Source organism: Adlercreutzia sp. ZJ242 (assembly GCF_011038995.1).
Taxonomy (GTDB): Bacteria; Actinomycetota; Coriobacteriia; order Coriobacteriales; family Eggerthellaceae; genus CAAEEV01.
The window spans coordinates 40664-61100 of record NZ_JAAKEE010000004.1 but is presented as its reverse complement, the minus strand read 5'-3'; the positions used below and the strand labels follow the sequence as shown (position 1 = coordinate 61100).

The 20437-nt window shown below is 66.0% G+C and carries 18 protein-coding genes and 1 riboswitch; of the genes, 14 read left to right on the top strand and 4 right to left on the bottom strand.

Features of this window, described 5'->3' with window-relative positions:
• Positions 1-8 precede the first annotated feature (8 nt).
• The 7 genes from G7Y49_RS02290 to G7Y49_RS02260 all read left to right on the top strand — a co-directional run bounded on the left by G7Y49_RS02290 (position 9) and on the right by G7Y49_RS02260 (position 7902).
• Positions 9-1001: a class B sortase gene (locus G7Y49_RS02290; RefSeq protein WP_165170815.1), complete on the top strand. Its 993-nt coding sequence runs from the start codon at positions 9-11 to the stop codon at positions 999-1001.
• Entirely contained in the window at positions 998-2434 is a 1437-nt protein-coding gene (gene purF, locus G7Y49_RS02285; RefSeq protein ID WP_165170814.1) for an amidophosphoribosyltransferase, read from the top strand. Before G7Y49_RS02290 ends, purF begins: the two co-directional genes overlap by 4 nt.
• Before the next feature lie 272 nt (positions 2435-2706).
• Entirely contained in the window at positions 2707-3786 is a 1080-nt protein-coding gene (gene purM / locus G7Y49_RS02280) for a phosphoribosylformylglycinamidine cyclo-ligase (RefSeq protein WP_241157228.1), read from the top strand.
• Positions 3770-4384, top strand: a complete 615-nt coding sequence (gene purN, locus G7Y49_RS02275) for a phosphoribosylglycinamide formyltransferase (protein WP_165170812.1) — start codon at positions 3770-3772, stop codon at positions 4382-4384. The genes purM and purN overlap by 17 nt, the downstream gene beginning before the upstream one ends.
• 166 nt (positions 4385-4550) lie before the next feature.
• A complete protein-coding gene (locus G7Y49_RS02270; protein ID WP_165170811.1) occupies positions 4551-5540 on the top strand; it encodes an XdhC family protein in 990 nt (329 codons plus the stop codon).
• Positions 5541-5599: 59 nt separating this feature from the next.
• Positions 5600-5683, top strand: a riboswitch (ZMP/ZTP riboswitch).
• A gap of 87 nt (positions 5684-5770) precedes the next feature.
• Positions 5771-6406, top strand: coding sequence for an IMP cyclohydrolase (locus G7Y49_RS02265; RefSeq protein WP_165170810.1), 636 nt, complete (start codon positions 5771-5773; stop codon positions 6404-6406).
• A 317-nt stretch (positions 6407-6723) separates the two neighbouring features.
• On the top strand, positions 6724-7902 hold the full coding sequence (locus G7Y49_RS02260) for a phosphoribosylaminoimidazolecarboxamide formyltransferase (RefSeq protein WP_165170809.1): 1179 nt from the start codon (positions 6724-6726) through the stop codon (positions 7900-7902).
• A 207-nt stretch (positions 7903-8109) separates the two neighbouring features.
• On the opposite strand, the gene G7Y49_RS02255 is transcribed toward G7Y49_RS02260, so the two are convergent.
• The 3 genes from G7Y49_RS02255 to G7Y49_RS02250 all read right to left on the bottom strand — a co-directional run bounded on the left by G7Y49_RS02255 (position 8110) and on the right by G7Y49_RS02250 (position 11477).
• Positions 8110-9291: an ATP-binding protein gene (locus tag G7Y49_RS02255; RefSeq protein WP_241157227.1), complete on the bottom strand. Its 1182-nt coding sequence runs from the start codon at positions 9289-9291 to the stop codon at positions 8110-8112.
• A gap of 6 nt (positions 9292-9297) precedes the next feature.
• A complete protein-coding gene (locus tag G7Y49_RS12340) occupies positions 9298-9426 on the bottom strand; it encodes a hypothetical protein (protein WP_255465895.1) in 129 nt (42 codons plus the stop codon).
• Positions 9427-10079: 653 nt separating this feature from the next.
• Positions 10080-11477, bottom strand: coding sequence for an MFS transporter (locus G7Y49_RS02250; protein WP_165170808.1), 1398 nt, complete (start codon positions 11475-11477; stop codon positions 10080-10082).
• A gap of 373 nt (positions 11478-11850) precedes the next feature.
• On the opposite strand from G7Y49_RS02250, the gene G7Y49_RS02245 reads away from it, so the two are divergent.
• The 4 genes from G7Y49_RS02245 (at position 11851) to G7Y49_RS02230 (ending at position 16485) form a co-directional block, all read left to right on the top strand.
• Entirely contained in the window at positions 11851-14253 is a 2403-nt protein-coding gene (locus tag G7Y49_RS02245) for a molybdopterin-dependent oxidoreductase (RefSeq protein ID WP_165170807.1), read from the top strand.
• Between the two features lie 14 nt (positions 14254-14267).
• The gene (locus G7Y49_RS02240; protein ID WP_165170806.1) at positions 14268-14612 is read left to right on the top strand and encodes a 4Fe-4S dicluster domain-containing protein; all 345 of its coding nucleotides are present in this window, start codon (positions 14268-14270) and stop codon (positions 14610-14612) included.
• 172 nt (positions 14613-14784) lie between these two features.
• Entirely contained in the window at positions 14785-16065 is a 1281-nt protein-coding gene (locus tag G7Y49_RS02235; RefSeq protein ID WP_165170805.1) for a nitrate/nitrite transporter, read from the top strand.
• 162 nt (positions 16066-16227) lie between these two features.
• Positions 16228-16485, top strand: coding sequence for a hypothetical protein (locus G7Y49_RS02230; RefSeq protein ID WP_165170804.1), 258 nt, complete (start codon positions 16228-16230; stop codon positions 16483-16485).
• Positions 16486-16728: 243 nt separating this feature from the next.
• Here the strand turns inward: G7Y49_RS02230 and G7Y49_RS02225 are convergent, their stop codons facing one another.
• Positions 16729-16956, bottom strand: a complete 228-nt coding sequence (locus tag G7Y49_RS02225; RefSeq protein ID WP_165170753.1) for a hypothetical protein — start codon at positions 16954-16956, stop codon at positions 16729-16731.
• A gap of 381 nt (positions 16957-17337) precedes the next feature.
• Here G7Y49_RS02225 and G7Y49_RS02220 point away from each other — a divergent pair, with 381 nt between their 5' ends.
• The 3 genes from G7Y49_RS02220 to G7Y49_RS02210 all read left to right on the top strand — a co-directional run bounded on the left by G7Y49_RS02220 (position 17338) and on the right by G7Y49_RS02210 (position 20398).
• Complete coding sequence (locus tag G7Y49_RS02220; RefSeq protein WP_165170803.1) at positions 17338-19701, top strand: molybdopterin-dependent oxidoreductase; 2364 nt, start codon at positions 17338-17340, stop codon at positions 19699-19701.
• Positions 19694-20032, top strand: coding sequence for a 4Fe-4S dicluster domain-containing protein (locus G7Y49_RS02215; protein ID WP_165170802.1), 339 nt, complete (start codon positions 19694-19696; stop codon positions 20030-20032). Before G7Y49_RS02220 ends, G7Y49_RS02215 begins: the two co-directional genes overlap by 8 nt.
• A gap of 105 nt (positions 20033-20137) precedes the next feature.
• Positions 20138-20398 (top strand): hypothetical protein, encoded by a 261-nt coding sequence (locus tag G7Y49_RS02210; protein ID WP_165170801.1) that lies wholly within the window; start codon positions 20138-20140, stop codon positions 20396-20398.
• Positions 20399-20437 lie beyond the last annotated feature (39 nt).

The following is a 20437-nucleotide window of genomic DNA, read 5'->3' as shown; positions in this document are numbered from 1 at the left end:
CTCGACACGTGAGACAACCGCAACCGCCCGACCCCCAGCAAACCGCGTACGGCCGCGAAAGCGGGCGCTACGCCACGCGCGCCCGCAAGCGCGGCCCGTGGCGCGTGGTGTTCCTGCTCGCGCTCGCGGTGCTCGTGGCGTCGCTCGGCGCGCTCGCCTACATCGGCTTCACGTACTGGAGCGGGCAGCGCGCCTACGATGACATCGCCAGCGCGAACCTCACCGTCCCCGAGGACGCCGCCTCGGCCACGCTCGCCGACTTCTCGGTTGACTGGGACGCCCTGCGCGCGGTGAACCCCGACGTGGTGGGCTGGGTGTACGTGCCTGGCATCGGCGTGAACTACCCCATCGTGCACCGCGACCACGACGACAGCTACTACCTCAACCACACCTTCGGCGGCGACACCACCGGCCAGTTCGGCGCGGAGTTCGGCTGCATCATGCTCTCGGGCGAGAACGGCGGCGACTTCACCGACGAGGTGAACGTGGTCTACGGGCACAACATGGCGAACGGCTCCATGTTCGCCCCGTTCGCGGGCTTCACCGACCCGAGCGTGTTCAACGCGCACCGCACCATCTACGTGCTCACGCCTGCGGGCAACTTCCGCCTGAGCACGTTCGCCGTCGACCGCATCGCGGGCTCTGACACCACCGTCGTGGTGCCGAGCCAGACGCCCGACGAGCTTGCCGCCTACGTGCAGAAGCGCATGGACGACTCCCTCGTGACGCCCGACCCCGCGCCGCGCCCCGCGTCTGAGATCGCGCAGGTGTTCGCGTTCTCCACCTGCGACAACGCTCAGGACACATACCGCTTCGTCACGTTCGCGGAAGTGGTCGAGTACCTCCCCGCGGGCGGGACCGCCTCGCTCAACGGCTCGAACGTCGCAGGCGGCGCGGCTGCGCTCTCGTCGGGCGGCGCAGGCTCGGAGGGCGGAGCCGACGCGGTGAGTCCCGACGACGTCTCGGACATCAGCAACATGGCAGAGGAGAGGGTTTCGTGAGCATGTCGACCATGCCGGGCGAGCGGCCCGACCGGCTCGAGGAGGAGTGCGCGGTCTTCGGCGTGTACGCCCCCGGCGAGGACGTGGCGCGCATGACCTGCTACGGGCTGCAGGCGCTGCAGCACCGCGGGCAGGAGAGCGCGGGCATCGCCGTAGGCGACGGGGAGACCGTCATGGTGGCGAAGGACCTGGGGCTGGTCACCCAGGTGTTCGACGAGGCGGCGCTCGCCGCGCTCGAGGGGCACGTGGCCGTGGGGCACGTGCGCTACTCCACGAGCGGCGGCAAGGCGTCGTGGGAGGCCGCCCAGCCGCACATCTCGGCCATCGACGACGAGCTCATCGCGCTCGCGCACAACGGCACGCTCGTGAACACCGCGCGCATCCGCACGCAGCTCATCGCCGAGGGCGTGCAGCTGCGGGCGGGCACCGACTCCGAGGTGGCCGCCAAGGCCATCGGATTCGTCACGCGCCGGACGCACCGCCTGCGCGACGGCATCGGGTATGCCATGGAGAACCTCAAGGGCGCCTACGCCATGGTGCTCGCCACCCCCCGCGCGCTCTACGCCTTCCGCGACCCGCACGGCATCCGGCCGCTGTGCATCGGGCGCTTGCCCGAGGGCCGCGGCTGGGTGGTGTCGAGCGAGACGTGCGGGCTCGACATCGTGGGCGCGCAGTACGTGCGCGACGTGGCCCCCGGCGAGGTGGTGCGCTTCTCCGAGGCGGGCGTCGACTCCGAGCAGGCGGTTCCCGCGCTCGAGCCCGCGGCCTGCATCTTCGAGTACGTCTACTTCGCGCGCCCCGACAGCCTGCTCGACGGGCAGAGCGTCTACCAGGCGCGCCGCGCCATGGGCCGCATCCTGTCGCAGGAGGCGCCCGTCGAGGCCGACCTCGTGCTCGGCGTGCCCGACTCGGGCGTGCCGGCGGCGCTCGGCTACGCCGAGGCCAGCGGCATCGCCTACACCGACGGCATCGTGAAGAACCGCTACGTGGGGCGCACGTTCATCCAGCCCACCCAGGCCATGCGCCAGCTGGGCATCCGCCTGAAGCTGAACCCGCTGCCGAGCGTGATCGCGGGCAAGCGCCTCGTGGTGATCGACGACTCCATCGTGCGCGGCAACACGTCGAAGAAGCTCGTGCAGATGCTGCGCGACGCGGGCGCCGCCGAGGTGCACCTGCGCATCGTGAGCCCCGAGGTGACGTGGCCGTGCTTCTACGGCATCGACACCGACACGCGCGACCAGCTCATCGCGGCCAACATGACGCTTGCGGAGATGAACGCGTGGATCGGGTCGGACTCGCTGGCGTTCATCTCGATTGAGGGCCTGCGCCAATCGGTGGCCGGCGCGCGCACCCAGGGCTTCTGCGAGGCGTGCTTCACCGGCCGCTACCCCGTGGAGATTCCCGAGGAGCTGTTCCGCGCGAACCCTCGCTGACGCTGCGGCTTCGTACGGCACCTGGAGCCCTGATCAGCAAAGCTGCTCAGGGCGCGCCCTCTCGGGCGCATAGATGGTCCCAAACAGTTCGCAGGACTGTTTGCTGTTTGGGGCACTGCGTTGGCGAAGCCAACTTGGCCCCAAGGCGGGGCTATCTCAGGCACCGCGCGAACCCTCGCTGACGCTGCGAACGACCTGCGACGTTGCGAACGCCTGAATGACCTGCGAACGTATATAATTCGGGTATCGGTAATTCCCTGGAAAGGATGCTCATGGAAAATCAGGTGACTTACGCCCAGGCCGGGGTGGACACGGCCGAGGGGGCGCGTGCGGTTGACGCCATCAAGGGCGTGGTCCACGAAACGTATCGTCCCGAGGTCGTGGGCGACATCGGCGGCTTCGGCGGCCTGTTCTCCATCGCGGCGGCCAAGGACATGGCCGACCCGCTGCTCGTGAGCGGCACCGACGGCGTGGGCACCAAGCTCAAGGTGGCCCAGATGCTCGGGCAGCACTCCACGGTGGGCATCGACCTGGTGGCCATGTGCGCCAACGACATCCTGGCCACGGGCGCCGAGCCGCTGTTCTTCCTGGACTACGTGGCCATCGGCAAGCTGAGGGCCGAGGCCGTGGCCGACATCGTGGCCGGCATCGGCGAGGGCTGCAAGCAGGCCGGCTGCGCGCTCATCGGCGGCGAGATGGCCGAGCACCCCGGCGTGATGGACCCGGACGACTACGACCTGTCGGGCTTCTGCGTGGGAATCGTCGACCGCCCGAAGATGCTCGACCCCGAGAGCGTGCGCGAGGGCGACGTGCTCATCGGCCTCGCCTCGAGCGGCCTGCACTCCAACGGCTACTCGCTCGCGCGCAAGGTGTGCGTCGAGGGCAGGACGCCCGAGGAGCTGCGCGCGCCGCGCGAGGAGCTCGAGGGGCGCAGCGTGCTCGAGGCCCTGCTCACCCCCACGCGCATCTACGTGAAGCCGATGCGCGCCGTGGTGGGCGCGTGCCCGGGCGCGGTGCGCGCGCTCGCGCACATCACGGGCGGCGGCATCTCCGAGAACCTCAACCGCGCGCTGAACGAGGGCGTGGACGCCGAGGTCGACCTCGGCACGTGGCCCGTCCCCTCCGTGGCGAGGTACGTGTGCGACGCGGCGCACCTCTCCGAGGCCGAGGCGCTCAAGACCTTCAACATGGGCCTCGGCCTCGTGCTGATCGTCGACCCCGCGCAGGCCGAGGCCGTCGAGGCCGCGTGCGCCGCGGCGGGCGAGGCGACGTACCGCGTCGGGCGCGTCGTGTCCGGCACGGGCGAGGTCCAGTATGCGAACGAAGGCGGGCTCTATGGCTTCAGCGCTTAAGATCGGCGTGCTGCTCTCCGGCAGCGGCACCAACCTCCAGGCCATCATCGACGCCGCGGCCGCCGGGCTGCCGGTGGAGGTCGTGCACGTGATCTCGTCGCGTCCCGACGCGTACGGCATCGAGCGCGCGAAGGCGGCGGGCATCTCGGTCACGGCGCTCAACCGCGACGCGTACGCCGACCCGGCTGCGGCCGACGCGCGCATCGTGGAGGAGATGCGGGCGGCGGGCGCGGAGTACGTGGTGATGGCGGGCTACATGCGCAAGCTCACCCCCGTGGTGCTCGACGCGTTCCCCGACCACGTGCTCAACCTGCACCCGGCGCTCCTGCCCTCGTTCAAGGGCGCGCACGCCATCGCCGACGCGTACGAGGCGGGCGTGAAGGTGACGGGCGTGACGGTCCATCTGGCCAACGAGGACTACGACAAGGGCCCCATCGTGGCGCAGCGCGCCGTCGAGGTGCGCGAGGGCTGGACGATCGACGAGCTGGAGAGCGCCATCCACGCGGTGGAGCACGTGCTCTACCCCGAGGTCCTGCGCGCCATCGCCGAGGGCCGCATGACCATGGACGAGAACAGAATCATCCACATCTCGGAATAACAAGCGCCCTGCCGCGGGACGCGTCTTCCTTATGTCATCCTGAGCGAGCGAAGCGAGTCGAAGGATCTGGCCCCGGGTGCGGCGCGTCCGCATGTGCAACCCCTTCGCAGCCAGACCCTCCGACTCCGCGCCCGCTTGTCCTTGCCGAACGAGAGAGAGGAGCTCCATGATCGAATCCACGCTCAAGCAGATCATCACCGACCTCGGGGAGGGCCGCACGCCCCGGCTTTCCGCCGCCGACTTCCCGTGCTTCTCGGAGGAGGCGCTCGCGGGCAAGGAGCACGTGAGCCCGGCGTACCTCGACGTGATCGCCGCGAGCCTGACGCCGGCGGACATCCCCACGTTCGAGCGCGCCCTGCGCGCCATCGACGAGGGCGACCTGGCGTGGCTCGGCTTCAAGGTCGTCTACGACGCCGCGGCGGCGCAGGCCAACGTCGACAACGAGGTGACGAAGAAGTACGGCGAGGCGGGCTCGGCCGACGGCGAGCCGCTCGTGTTCTTCTGCAACGACGCCAAGGAGATCGTGGCGTCGCGCGCGTACTCGGACCGCGACAAGTTCCAGATGAAGGACGTCACGCGCGGCCCCTCGATGCACAACGAGCAGTTCGAGGGCCTCACCTGGGCGAGCGTGGCGCTGTTCGAGCCGGTGCGCGTGTGGCTCCTCGGCGCGTCCGACGCGTCGAGCGAGGTTTGCGCGCTTGCCGCCCACGTGGGATTCGACGTGGTGGCCGTCGACTACGACGCGGCCTACCTCAACGAGGAGCGCTTCCCCGCGGCGCGGCGCATCCTCTTGCCCGGCGGCACCTTCGAGGGGCTGTCCGCCTACGAGGCGCGCCCCGAGGACTACGTGTGCGTGCTCACGCGCGGGCACATGTTCGACCCGGAGGGCTGCGTGTGGGCGGCGAAGTGCGGCGCGCGCTACATCGGCATGATGGGCTGCAAGGGGAAGAACGACACCGTGCACGACCTGGTGCTGGCGAAGGGCGCCACGCAGGAGGACTGGGAGCGCATCAAGCGCCCCATCGGGCTGAAGTTCGGCGCCAAGACGCCGGCGGAGCTCGCCATCGCCATCGTGGCCGAGCTGGTGGACGTGCGCTACCGCCAGCGCTACAGCGCCGAGGCTCGCGAGCGCCACGAGCGGAGCCTCGGGCGGTAGCCGCTTGGCCTGCGTGCCCTTTCGCCTGCGGCTTTGCCGTGGTATTCTGCGTGGAAGAAGAAACGCGTCGTGACTGACGGGCTAGCGTGGGTCACCACGGGGGAGCGGCGCGCAGAGATGAGCCGACCGTCTGGGCAAGCCGTTCGAGCAGAGTGGCTTGCCCTCTTGCGTTTGCGGGGCGGCCGGGTGCTCGGCGTGCCGATGTGAGGGACGACTGACAAGGAGTGCTGATGCAAGACCTCATCGAACTGCTGGAGAACAACTCGTATCCGGGCCGCGGCATCGTGGTCGGGGCGGACCGCGTCTACTACTTCATCATGGGACGCAGCCGGAACAGCCGCAACCGCATCTTCGTCAAGACCGAGGACGGCATCCGCACCGAGGCGCACGACCCGGCGCTTCTGGAGGACCCGAGCCTCATCATCTACCATCCGGTGCGCGCCATGGGCGATGCGCTCGTGGTCACCAACGGCGACCAGACCGACACCATCGTGGAGGCGGGCGACTTCCGCGCGGGCTGCATGAAGCGCGAGTTCGAGCCCGACGCGCCGAACTTCACGCCGCGCATCTCGGCGATCGTCAACCCCGACGGCACCTTCGAGCTGTCCATCCTGAAGCACCAGGAGTCGGGCCGCTGCCTGCGCGAGTTCTTCGCCTACGAGGGTGCCGACGAAGGCATGGGCTACTTCATCAGCACGTACCAGGGCGACGGAGACCCGCTGCCCACGTTCGCCGGCGAGCCCGTCGAGGTGGCCCTGCCCGAGCCCGACGCGGTGTGGGCGGCGCTCAACGCCGACAACAAGGTGTCGCTCTACGCCAACGTCGGCGGGGAAGTGACCCTCTACAACAAGAACCTCGGCGACTAGGCTTCGAAACTGCGATCTGCGGGGTGGTCGGCGCGGGGCGGGGCAGTACTCCGTGCTCAGACAGTCCTCGCTTTGCGGAAATGCCCGCAGGGCATTTCCGGTCGCTGCGGAACTGCGCGCGGAGCACCGCCCCGCCCCGCGCCGACCCCGCTTCGATTGAGGAGATCATGCGGAGGGGGCGGCAGGTGTTCCAACCGAGCGAGTTCCGCAGCGACTGTGACAGTCCTGTGGACTGTCACACAAAGCGAGGACTGTTTGAGCGAATTGGAATGCCCGCCGACCCCGCTTCGATAGACCATGACAGCAAAGGAGAACCTATGAACGAACTGGAACTGAAGTACGGCTGCAACCCCAACCAGAAGCCTTCGCGCATCTTCATGAAGGACGGCTCTGACCTGCCTCTCCAGGTGCTGAACGGCAAGCCCGGCTACATCAACTTCCTCGATGCCCTGAACTCCTGGCAGCTCGTGCGCGAGCTCGCGGCCGCCACGGGGCTGCCGGCGGCGGCGTCGTTCAAGCACGTGTCCCCGGCGGGCGCCGCGGTGGGGCACCCGCTCACCGAGACCGACCGCGCCATGTACTTCGTCGAGCAGGAGGGCGAGCTCTCGCCGATCGCCTGCGCCTACATCCGCGCGCGTGGCGCCGACCGCCTGTGCTCCTACGGCGACTGGGTGGCGCTGTCCGACACGTGCGACGCCGACGTGGCGCGCTACCTGAAGCTCGAGGTGTCCGACGGCATCATCGCCCCGGACTACACCGACGAGGCGCTCGAGATCCTCACGAGCAAGAAGAAGGGCAAGTACAACGTGGTCAAGGTGGACCCGGCGTACGAGCCCGCCGAGCAGGAGCTCAAGGACGTGTTCGGCATCACCTTCGAGCAGGGCCACAACAACTTCGAGATCAACGAGGAGCTGCTGGCCAACGTGGTGACGGCGAACAAGGAGATCCCCGCCGCCGCCAAGATCGACATGATGGTGGCGCTCATCACGCTGAAGTACACCCAGTCGAACTCTGTGTGCTACGTGAAGGACGGCCAGGCCATCGGCGTGGGCGCCGGCCAGCAGAGCCGCATCCACTGCACGCGCCTGGCGGGCGACAAGGCTGACAACTGGTGGTTGCGCCAGCATCCCAAGGTGCTCGGCCTGCAGTTCGTCGACGGCATCCGCCGCCCCAACCGCGACAACGCCATCGACGTGTACACCTCCGACGAGTGGGAGGACGTGCTGCGCGACGGCGAGTGGCAGCAGGTGTTCGCCGTGAAGCCCGAGCCGCTGACGGCGGAGGAGAAGAAGGCGTGGATCGCGAAGATGGAGGGCGTGACCGTGGGGTCCGACGCGTTCTTCCCGTTCGGCGACAACGTGGAGCGCGCGCGCAAGTCGGGCGTGGCCTACATCGCCGAGCCGGGCGGCTCCATCCGCGACGACAACGTGATCGAGACGGCCGACAAGTACGGCATCGCCATGGCCTTCACGGGTATGCGCCTGTTCCACCACTAAGAGCCGCTTGAGGCGAGAGCTGCCTGAAGCGAGACGAAGGGGCCGCTTGAAGCGAGAGCTGCCTGAAGCGAGACGAAAGGGCCGCTTGAGGCGAGGGCTGCTTGGGGCGAGACGAGGGGGCTGCGGCTTAGCCGCGGCCCCCTCTTCCATGGCTGCAGCCCCCTCTGCGCATGTGTGGCCGAGGCGCTTCTCATGCGCTGCCATACTCTATAGCTGCTGGTCGGCGATGTACTCTCGCATGAGGGGAAGTTGAAAGCGGACGCCGCCCGGAGCTTCTTCGATGATGCCGTGTCCGAGAAGTCGGTTTTTGTACTGCGTGGCATACGAGTGGGTCTTTCCCATGCGCTGAGCAATGTCGCTCATGGTGCTCAGGCGGTCATCGGGCAGCATTGCGTTGAGAAACGCCTTGTCGACGGGCGAAAGGGCCTCATACGTTGCCCGGACGATCCCCTCGCGCATCTCCTTGTTGGCGAGCAGAATTCCGGCATCTGCGTCAGCGTCGGTGATCTCCCTTTGCCCCGGATGCTGGTCCCACATGCGGAATCCGACGAGCTGCATCATGAAGGGAAACCCGTTGGCGGCCGCTGCAGCCTTCTTGAGCGCGCTTGGCGCAATGAATCTGTCCGATTCCTCGATAGTGCGACGCATGGCGTCTTCGACCTCGTAATCTTCGATGCGCCCGAGTTGCCATTTTTGAGCGCGGCGGAGAAACGAAACGGTCTTGTCCGTCTCAAGCGCCAGCATGTTGTGCGGGAGCCCGGCCATGAGGAGGGCCACCTTACGACCCTCGGTTACGAAGATCTGGTAGATTGCGGCGAGCTGCACCATTTCGGGGAGCTTGGGCTGCACTTCGTCAACAGTGATGAGAAGCCCCGTCTCGGTTTCGTCGAGCTGCTCGAGAAGACCGGTCATTTCGTTGCGCCAATTGGTGGGTTCGTCCTCGCGCTCCCATTCGACTCCGGGCATTTGGCCGACTTCCACGCCTGTGACGCGCGCGGCTTTGGGAGACAGGAGGTGGGCGGCCTTTCGACGCGTTGATATGAGCACATCGTCAAGCATTCCCGGCAGCGCCACGGTCCTCACGGCAATCCAGCCGCGCCGCTCGGCTTCCTCGGCGGCGAAGGACAAAAGAGCTGTCTTGCCTGAGCCGCGCGCGCCCGTTATAGCTGTGGTGAGGTTTGGGTGGCGCTTGGCGCTGCTGAGCGCGCGTCTCAGGTCATTGACGAGGACGGCGCGTCCTGCCATGTGCGCGGGTACTTCGCCGAACGTCGGGGTGAAGGGGTTCTCCTGCGGGGCGTATGAGCTCATGATGACTCCATGGATGGGTATTCCTTGATTCTCTTTATATTCCTTGATTTCCTTTATATCCGTTGATCCTGTTGATTGCAAGCAGTCTTATGCCTTCGGGGCTCGCCGCTCGCGCTGCTTATTGTGTGCGAGGGCGCTGACCGCTTGGTGACGTTTGCGCGTTGTCGCGCCGCTCTCCAGCATCGAGCGCGCCTCGAGCTTGGCCGCGATCAGCATGGCGAGCCTGGCCTCCTCGGCTTTCCCGGGGCGCCCCTCTCGGCCACCCAGCACCGCAGGCGCTCCCTGCTGGGATAGCCCAGGCGCCTGACGGTGAGCTCGACGCATCGGAGGTCGTCGTGTCCCTTCAGCGCCCTGCTCTTTTCTTCAGGGGGCGTGTACATGCAGTCCTCCTAATCCTCAGGATTCTTGCCGCACCGACAACGCCCTCTTTTCATCCACAGCTCGAAAAAGCTGGATGGAAAACGCCCGTTGTCGGTGCTTCGAGCCCCAAAAACCACCGACAACGGGCCTTTCGCATCCACTTTTCTCGAGAAATCGCCGATAACGCCCCTCTTTCATCCAAAATCACTTGAGGGGTGGATGGAAAAGCGCCGTTGTCGGTGGCCGTCGGCGATAAGCAGGTAGGGCATCGGCAGATAGGGCATCGGCATGTAGAGCATCAGCAGGTAGAGCGATGACGGCCAGCGAAGGTCGTTTAGCCTGCAACGGCCTTCGCAATGGCCGAGGCAGCGGTCGAAACGATGGCCGAGGCGGCATAGACCTTGCCGACCGGCTGCATCACGCTTGCGCAACGAGAAAGCCCCGCGGCCTTCGGCTTGCGGGGCTTTCTCGCTAGGGGGGATGAGGGCGGGTTGCCGCCCGAGGGTGGGTTACTTGCCAGGCGCGGCAGCCGGTGCCTCGCTCGTGCTCACCTCGACGCTTCTCGAGGCTGCGGCGGGATGGGCCGCGGCAGCCGTTGCGCTTCCAAGGGCGCCCTCGGCGTCCTCGGCCGTTGCCTTCGGCTTGGAAGCCCAGGCCAGCATGAGGAACGCCACCGCTATGACCGCTGCGGAGACGTACATGCCGGGGACGTAGCTGCCCGTGAGGTCATAGGCGAGGCCCCACAGCGGCGCGCCGATGGCCTGGCCGAGCACGTTCGCCATGCTCACAAGCCCCCAGATGGCGGCGTAGTCGCGCGGGCCGAACGCGGCGCTGGTAACCATGGGAGCGAACACCGAGGTGTTGGCGTTGCCGATGGACATCAGGACGAGCGCCACGCAGATGACCGCGACGACGGGCGTGGCGGGCAGCAGGATGAACGACGCCAGGTACAGCGCCGAGCACAGGAGCAGCGTCTTGACGAGGCCGAGCTTGTCGGCCACGATGCCGGCGCCCGAGCTGGTGAAAATGATGCCCGCGGAGATCACCGACATGAACACGCCGGCGGTGATGGCGTCGAATCCGACGCTCACGAAGTACGCGGCCAGATGCTGCGTGACGGTGACCGTGATGGCGAGAAGCAGGAAGGCCAGAAGGATCACCCACAGCTGCGGCATCTTGAGCGCCTTGGCGTAGGGCACGCCCGGCAGCTCGCCCACGCCGCTCTCGCCGCTTGCGCCAACTTGCGCACCGAAGGGCGGAAGCCCCAGCTCAGAGGGGTCTGAGCGCAGCAAGAGCAAGCCTACCGGCGTGGTGAACGCGAATACGACGCAGCCGAGCAGAACGTATCCCGCCTGCCAGCCGAGCGATTCGATGACCACGGGGAACACCAAGCTCAGCACCATGGCGACGATGCCGCCGCACGCGGCGGCCGCGCCCATCACGAACCCGCTCTTCTCGACGAACCACGTGTTCACGATAACCGGCACCACCGCGTAGCTGCAGCCGAAGAAGCCGAGTCCGATCAGGCATCCCACCGCGTAGAACGTCGGCAGCGTCGTGCAGAGCGACAGGGCCGCCATGGTGAGCCCCGTCCAGATCCCGCCGCATATCACGAACCGGCGCGTGCCGAAGCGCGCGACGAGCCTGCCGTAGACGGGCAGCGTTATGGTGCCCACGATGGTGATCAAGCTGAAGTACAGCGAGAACGTGGAGCGATCGAACCCCAGGTCGCGCGTCACCGGATCCATGAAGAAGCCGAAGCTCACCGTGCCTGCGATCATGGCGCTCATGATGAGGCAGGCCGCGGCGGCGGTCTTCACGTACGGCGCGCTCATCCGCTGCCTTTCGCGCTTCGCGCTCGCGGCGCTCGCCATGCGCTCGTCCTCTCGCTTCTCCTCGTTGCCCATGAGACTCCTCCTCGCGTTTTGCCGTGTTTGAGCTGCCGAGAAGTATAGGAACCGCCGCTCTGCGGCGCCTATGGAGGATCCTCCAAAACTTCACAGCCCTTTTTGGAGGCTTTGCCGTTTCGGGGTGCATCCCTCGCTTTCTAGAATGGGCCATGTTCGGCGCACATTGCGCGCGGCGCTGCGGGGGAGCAGACGGCGTCTCCAGCCGTCACGTTCGGCTCAGTGCGCGCGATCGCCAGGCGGCCGTGCCAACCATGCCGACCGTGCGCTCCCGAGGACTCGCGGCTTCGCGGCTCTCGGAGGGGCGACAAGCGCAAAGGCCGCATCACCTGGCGATGGGTGCCGCATAGGGAAACTCAAGAGAGGAGACGGAATGGAGTACAACAACGAGTACAACCTCGACCTGTACCCGAAGAAGCTTCACTGGAAGGAGGGTGACCTCACCGCGACGCGTACCACCATGTGGTCGGGCCCGGGCTGCCACGAGGGTTGCCAGGTCATCTTCTACACTGACGAGGACGGCAAGCTCGTCAAGGTCGAGGGCGACCCGAACTCGCCGTTCAACCAGGGGCGCCTGTGCATGCGCTGCCTCGAGCTGCCCGAGCTCGTGAACCACGAGAGCCGCCTCAAGTACCCCTTGAAGCGCGTCGGCGAGCGCGGCGAGGACAAGTGGGAGCGCATCAGCTGGGACGAGGCGTACGACATCATCTGCGAGAACGTGCGCAAGTTCCAGGAGACTGACGGACCTGAGTCCATCATCTCGATGATCGGCACCGGCCGCAACGTCTCCCAGGTCATCGCGCACAACCAGTACGCCAACTTCGGCGGTCCCGACCTCACGCTGTGCTTCCTCTCGGGTGACTCCTGCATGCTGCCCCGCACGGCCCTGTGCTATGTGGTCATGGGCAACCAGTGGGTGGCTGACATGAGCCAGTTCCGCGAGACGCGCTACGAGGACGATCCCGAGTGGGTCGTGCCCGAGTGCATCGTGCTGTGGGGCACCAACCCCGTCGTGTGCAACTCCGACGCCTTCCTCGGCCACTGGATCGTGGAGTGCATGAAGCGCGGCTCCGAGCTGCTCTCCATCGACCCGCAGCTCACCTGGATCGGCAGCAAGGCCAAGTACTGGCTGCGCCTGCGCCCCGGCACCGACGCGGCTCTGGCGCTCGGCATGCTCAACGTCATCATCAACGAGGACCTCTACGACCACGAGTTCGTCGAGAAGTGGTGCTTCGGCTTCGAGGATCTGCGCGAGCGCGTGCAGGAGTACCCGCCCGAGAAGGTCGCCGAGATCTGCTGGATCGACAAGGACCTGCTCGTCGAGGCGTCGCGCTGGTACGCTCAGGCCAAGCCGTCCACCATCCAGTGGGGCCTGGCCGTCGACATGTCGAAGATCGGCACGCAGACGGCGCTCGGCATCGCATGCTTGGCCGGCATCACGGGCAACATCGACAACCCCGGCGGCAACATCCTGATCGATCAGGCCGGTGGCTTGGAGTTCGGCTACAATTCCGGCATCGAGTACCTCAAAGAGGGCATGGTGCAGAAGCGCCTGGGCAACTCCAAGTACAACTTGAAGAAGTACGGCTTCACGGCCAGCTCGCAGTCTGACTGCATCCTCGAGGCATGCGAGACGGGCAAGGACGAGAACGGCAACCCGCGTCCGGTGAACATGCTGTGGATCCAGTCGTCCAACCCCATCACCAACATGGGCCAGGACGCTCCGCGCATCTACCGCGCCATGAGGAACGTGCCGTTCATCTGCGTGATCGACATGTTCAAGACCCCGTTTGCCGTGGCCTGCGCCGACCTCGTCCTGCCGTGCGCCATGTCCAACGAGCGCGACTGCGTGCGCGTGTGGTTCGACCCGATCCGCTCGCTCACGAAGTGCGGCCAGTACTACGAGGCCAAGGAAGACGAGCAGATCATGATCGACCTCGGCCATCGCCTGAACCCCGACGCGTGGCCCGAGTGGGTGCAGACGCCGCGCGACTACATGAACTGGCGCATGCAGACCGCCCCGGACTGCCGCTACGACAGCATGGAGGAGCTCGAGGAAGCGGGCGGCTGGCACTACCACGACTTCCGCTACTACAAGCACGAGAAGGGCCTGCTGCGCTCTGACGGCCAGCCCGGCTTCAACACGGTGACCGGCCTCTACGAGCTGTCCGTCACGCTGTTTGACGCGTGGGGCGACGATCCGCTGCCCTTCTACGAGGAGCCGCCCACAAGCCCCTACCGCACCCCGGAGCTCTGCGAGGAGTACCCGCTCGTGCTCACCACCGGCAAGCGCTCGTTCGAGTTCTTCCACTCTGAGTGGCGCCAGGCCGACACCACCTCGCGCGAGCTGCACCCGGTGCCGTACTTCGACATCCATCCCGACACGGCTGCCAAGTACGGCGTGGCCGAGGGCCAGTGGACCTGGATCGAGAACCAGATGGGCAAGTGCCGCCAGGTGGCGCGCTTCGACTCCACGCTCGACCCGCGCGTGATCTCCACCGAGCACGGCTGGTGGTTCCCCGAGCAGGAGGCTGCCGAGCCGAGCCTGTTCGGCGTGTTCAACTGCAACCCGAACAACCTGATCCCGCAGTGCGAGAACGGCGAATCCGGCTACGGCGCCCCCATCAAGTGCTCCATCGCCAAGGTCTACCCGTGCACGCCGGAGAACAGTGCGCCGGAGGACCAGCCGTCCTTCCAGGTAACCCGTGGCAGCGGCTACTCGCATGGCGAGTCCCATGCCACCGACACGCCGAGCTTCTACGACATGCGGAAATAGAGGGGGTTAGAGAAATGACGAGAGGCGAATACGGTCTTCTGATCGACTACCAGTACTGCTCCGGCTGCCACGCCTGCGAGGTGGCCTGCAAGAAGGAGCACGAGATGCCCAAGGGCGACTTCGGCATCAAGGTGCTCAAGGACGGCCCGCGCCAGTCCTCGGACGGCGTGTGGGAGTTCGACTACATTCCCGTGCCCACGCACCTGTGCGATCTGTGCGCGGCGCGCGTTGACATGGGGAAGCTCCCCACCTGCGTGCACCACTGCCAGGCCGGCGTCATGGTGTACGGCACGATCGAGGAGCTCGCCGCGAAGGCGAAGGCTGCCGCGAAGGACAAGATGGTCATCTTCGCGAAGTAGCGCGCAGGCGCTGATCCAAGGGAAAAGGCGGCTCGCACGCTTTTGGAAGAGGAAGCGAGCCGCCATAACCCCCGCACGTTCCAAATGAGGGCGGCTGGCTGGTGAAACAGCCGGCTACCCCTGTTTGGGGTGCGGTCCGTAGGGGATTATAGTATTTCTAGGAGGAAACAAAATGGAGGAGAAGTTATACCCCAGACGCTGGGCTATCCTCATCGGCATGACCTTTATTCTGGTCGCCATCCAGTTCAGCGTTATCTTGCCCGGTGGCGGTGCCATCCTGGTCATGCAGCAATACGGCATCGAACCGATGATGTTCTCCATGATCATGACCGCTCCGTACCTGACGGGCTTTCTGTTCGCCATTCCCGCGGGCGTCTTGGCTGACCGCATCGGCCTGAACAAGGTTCTGGTCACAGGCTTTCTGATCTGCCTCGTCGGCGTTGCCATGCGCATCTTCTCGGGCAGCGACTTCGTCATGCTGATGGCCGGCACCATCGTCATGGGCTTCGCCCCGGCTGCCCTGAACGCCAACTCCGCGAAGCTTCTGCGCGTGTGGTTCCCGGGCAAGGCGAACTCGTTCGCCATGGGCGTGTACACGGCCGGCATGAGCTTCGGCGCCGCGCTCGCCCTGTTCTACGGCTCCCACATCGCCACCATCAACGAAGGCTGGATCTTCTCGACCGCCCTCGTCGCCATCGGCATCGTGATCTGGCTCCTTCTGTATCGCAAGCATCCTGACGGAGACGAGATCGACAAGGAGCCCATCGTCGAGTACCTGCGCGTCGTCCTCAAGAACAAGGACGTCTGGGGCATCTCGATCTTCGCGTTCCTCGTGTTCGGCGGCATGAGCAACCCGAACTCCAGCTTCATGGTCGCTGCCATTACCACGCTCGCCGGCGGCGATCCCGCTGTCGCTGCTGAGGCTGGCACGCTGTCCACCCTCAACACGGTCATCGCGGCGACGCTGTCCATGATCCTGCCCGTCGTGTTCGTCGCGCGCTTCAAGAACATGCGCACGCCTGCGCTCATCTGCTGCGCTGGCAGCGCCGTCTGCTTCGGCGTTCTGTACTTCGTGCCTTACGGCCCGATGACGTGGGTCCTCTACATCCTGCAGGCCGTGTTCTTCTGCTCGATGATGCCCATCGTCAAGATGCTGCCGGCGCTTCTGCCGAGCGTCAAGCGCGAGCATCTCGGCGTGGTCGGCGGCGTCCAGGCCACCTTCCAGAACTTCGGCATGTTCCTGCTCGGATCCTACGTGCTGTCCCCGCTCGTGATCGCCGTGACGGGCCAGACCGACGGACTGGTGTTCTACCAGGGCATCTACATCGGCATCGCCATCCTGTGCGTGCTGTCCTTCCTGAGCATGTTCCTGTTCAGCAACGTTCGCTCGAACGTGGCCGACAAGATCGCCGACGAGAAGGCTGCCGCCGAGGGCAAGGCCATCGAAGCCTAGCTCCTCAGCGAGCTTGAGGCTCAAGGTCAAAGGCGCTTGGCTTCAAGGCGGGCGCCTTGCCTCGGGCAAGCGCATCAGGGTTCCCCGCGCATGGCGGGGAACCCTGCGTGCGTTCGAGGCGCGCAGGGCGAGGCGCGCGCCCTTAGTTTCAAGGAAGTGCGTATGGGAAATTGTCACTACTGCTTCAACTGCGGGAGGTGCCGCGGCGAGACGCCGCCGGGCGTGTTCGTGCGCCGGTGCCCGGCGTGCCGCCACGTGAACGAGCGAGGCGCGCGCGAATGCGAGGCGTGCGGGGCGTCGCTCTACCTTGACCCGACGAAGGTCATGGGGAATCCGCGCAGCGCCGCGGGCGCAGATGCGGGAGGCGCGCCGGCGAAGGACACGCCCGCAGGGGCGGATGCCGGGCCTGCGTCAGCCTGAAGGCGCGCAGGCGGGAGGCGCGCGGCTCGAAAGCGCGCAGCTCGAAGGCGCGCGCAGCCAAGAGGACCGCGGCTCGAAGGCGCGCGTCCCAAAGGCCCGCAGCCCGAAATCGTGCAGCGAAAAAAGCAGAGGCGGCCCGTCTGGGCGCGCCCCTGCTTCGCGAGAAGGAGAACGGCATAGCTGAGAGTTGCGGCAGATGCCGCCTGATCGCCCGATCGCCGGAGCGCGGCCGGGCGAGGCGGGCTACTGCTGCGGTCCGCCCGGCGCCTTAGGCGCGCCCGGCGTGCGGGGAGCGGGAGCCCCGGGAGCGCTCGGCGCGCCCGCAGAGGCGCCGCCCGGCGCGATGGACGACAAGTCGGCACCGCAGCCCTTGCAGGTCTCCGGGAAGGGCATGTTGGGGATGACGGGGATGATCTTCCCGCATCCAGGGCATTTCTTGGGGCCGGACACTTCGGCTGGTCTGAAGCACATAGTTGGATCCTCTCCTCGGGTTTTTCGTGAAGGGGCTGCTCGCCGCGCGATTGCGCTGAGGGGCGCCAAACGGCGGGCCCGACGGTTGAGGAGTCTAAGGGACTTCGGCGGCGAGGGATATGGAGAAACGTCCAAAAAACGGGCGGTTATCTTGGAGGTTTTACAGGGCGGGCGCCTGGGCGCGGCGCATGAAGAAGGCTCCAAAAAATGGCCGCGATGGTTTGTAGGCTTCTCCATATGCCTTCTTCGGCTGGTTCCCTATGCTGGCGATGTTCAGGGCTCTCCCGCAGCTGAAGGCATTGCGAGCGAGGCGCTTTCAAGCGTTTGGAGACAAGAGGGAGATTCCCGATTTAGGAGAGCAAAGGAAGAGGAAGGTGGGTTATGGAACTTTTCGAGAAGAAGTTCAATCCCGAACTCTACAAGACCGACTTCCATTGGAAGGAGGGAGACTACGACGTCTACCGCGTGTGCCACTGGTCGGCACCGGGCTGCCACAACTCGTGCGGCATCCTGCTGTACGTGAAGGACGGCAAGCTCGAGCGCGTCGAGGGCGACCCGAACCAGCCGTACAACCGCGGGCGCCTGTGCATGCGCTGCCTCAATCTGCCTGAGGCATGCAACGACCTGCTCAATCGCCTGAAGTGGCCGGTGAAGCGCGTCGGCGAGCGCGGCGAGAACCAGTGGGAGCGCATCAGCTGGGACGAGGCGTACGACATCATCGTCGAGAACGTGCGCCGCATCCAGAAGGAGTGGGGCCCCGAGGCCATCTGCGGCATGATCGGCACGGGCCGCAACGTGTGCTGGCAGAACCCGCTCATCTGCTACGCGGGCTTCGGCTCGCCCAACATGAGCTTCGGCTTCCTGTCGGGCGACTGCTGCATGGTCCCCCGCACGTCGCTGTCGTTCTGTGTGTGCGGTGACCTGCCCGTAGTCGACGCGTCCCAGTTCAACGAGGAGCGCTGGGACCATCCCGAGTACGAGTACCCCGAGGTCGTGCTCGTGTGGGGCAACGACGTGATCAAGTCCAACGGCGACGGCTTCTTGGGCCACTGGATCGTCGACATGATGACGCAGGCCAACACCAAGCTCATCGTGGTTGACCCCGACCTTACCTGGCTCGCGTCGCGCGCCGACGTGTGGATCCAGCCGCGCCCGGGCGTCGACTCCGCCATCGCCATGGCCATGACCAACGTGATCATCGAGGAGGACCTCTACGACCACGACTTCGTCGAGAACTGGACGTACGGCTTCGACGAGCTGGCCGCGCGCGTGAAGGACATGACTCCTGAGAAGGCCGCCGAGATCGCATGGGTTGACGCCGAGGACATCCGCAAGGCTGCGCGCATGTTCGCCGCTGCCAAGCCGGGCGCGCTGCAGTGGGGCCTGACCACCGACATGCGCGTCAACGGCATCTCCGAGGCGCACTGCCTCATGTCGCTGAACGCCATCTGCGGCAACGTCGACCAGGCGGGCGGCAACTACCTTGCCCGCGAGGCCTACAGCATGAACCTCGCGTATCTGTGCGGCTACTTCGAGAACCTCGACGTCGACATGCGCGCCAAGCGCCTGGGCAACGACATCTCGCCGATGCACCAGTTCGGCCTGAGCTCCACCGCGGCATCTGACGTGGTGCTCCAGGCAATCGAGTGCGGCGAGCCCTATCCGGTGAAGATGCTGTGGTTCCAGGGATGCAACTCCATCGCCAACATGGCGGCCGAGGCTCCGCGCGTGTACGAGGCCATCAAGTCCACTGAGTTCAACGTGGTGGTTGACTACTGCATCACCCCGACGGCCGTCGCCTGCGCCGACATCGTGCTCCCGTGCGCCATGAGCCCCGAGCGCAACCAGCTGCGCACGTGGTGGACGCCGCTGCGCCAGTCGACGCGCGTGGTCGAGTACTACGAGTCCAAGACCGACGAGCAGATCATCCTCGAGCTGGGCAAGAGGCTGAACCCCGAGGCGTGGCCGTACGAGACCGACATCGACCTCCTGAACGCCCGCCTGAAGGAGGGCGAGGTTCCCGAGGACTTCGCCGGCCTGCAGGAAATGGTCTACGACTGGGAGCCGCTCGAGTACCATCGCTACGAGAAGGGCCTACTGCGCCCCGACGGCCAGCCCGGCTTCAACACGCCGACGGGCATGATCGAGCTGTACTGCACGACGCTCGAGGCGTTCGGCAACGATCCGCTGCCGAGCTACGAAGAGCCGCCTGAGAGCCCGATCAGCACCCCGAAGCGCTTCGAGGAGTACCCGATCGTCCTCACCACGGGCCATCGCTCCTTCGAGTTTTTCCACTCCGAGCATCGCAACCAGAAGACGATGCGCGAGTTCCATCCCAACCCGCGCGTGCGCATCCATCCCGAGACGGCCGCCAAGTACGGCATCGAAGACGGCCAGTGGGTGTGGATCGAGAACCAGCGCGGCCGCTGCCGCCAGATCGCTTGGGTGACCGAGGGCATGAAGCCCGGCTGCGCAAGCGCCGAGCACGGCTGGTGGTTCCCCGAGACCGAGGGCGCCGAGCCCAACCTGTTCGGCGTGTTCGACTCCAACATCAACAACCTCACTTCGATGATGGTCGTTGGCGAGACGGGCTACGGCGCGCCTTACAAGGGCCTTCTGTGCAAGATCTACCCCTGCACGGAGGAGAACAGCAAGATCATGCCGTCTGAGCAGGTAACGCGCATGGGTGGCTGGGAGTACGACCGCGTTGAGAAGCTGGCCATGGGAGGTTATAAATATGAGTAACTACGGACTTTTCATCAACTACGAGTACTGCACGGGCTGCCATACGTGCGAGGTTGCCTGCAAGAAGGCGCTCAACCTCCCCGAAGGGCAGCATGGCATCGTGGTGTTCGAGGACGGCCCGCGCAAGAACATCAACGGCAAGTGGGAGCTCACCTACCTTCCGCTGCCCACGCACCTGTGCGACTTCTGCGCTGACCGCGTAGAGGAGGGGCGCCTCCCCAACTGCGTGCATCACTGCCAGTCCGGCATCATGGTGTACGACACGCTTGAGAACCTGGCGAAGCTGGCCGAGAAGCACCCGCGCAGCGTCATCTACAACGCGCAGGCTTAGCCTCGCCGAGCGCTGACACAGCAGCGTCATGCGGCGCTGCCGGGACGCATGGCTCTCCCGGCAGCGCCGTGCATCTACTAACGTTCAATGAGAAGGAGAACTGAGATGGCAGGTAAGGAACCTTTCCCCACGTTGGTCGTCAACGAAGTGTGGGCCCGCTGCGGCGGTTGCTGCGAGTGCGAGGACGAGTCTCACGGCCATGACGGGAAGTGCGGGCAGCGCTGCATCCTCCCCATGCAGGGAGGTCCGAACATCGGCGGGTGGGAGGCCATCGCGCGCGATCCGGAGGGACCGCTCACGGCCGACAACTGCATGATCGTATGCGCGCCGTGCTTCAAGAAGATGCGCGACGCAGGGCGCATCTAGCGTCGGGACTCAAGACGAGGATTTGAGGAAGGGGTCTGC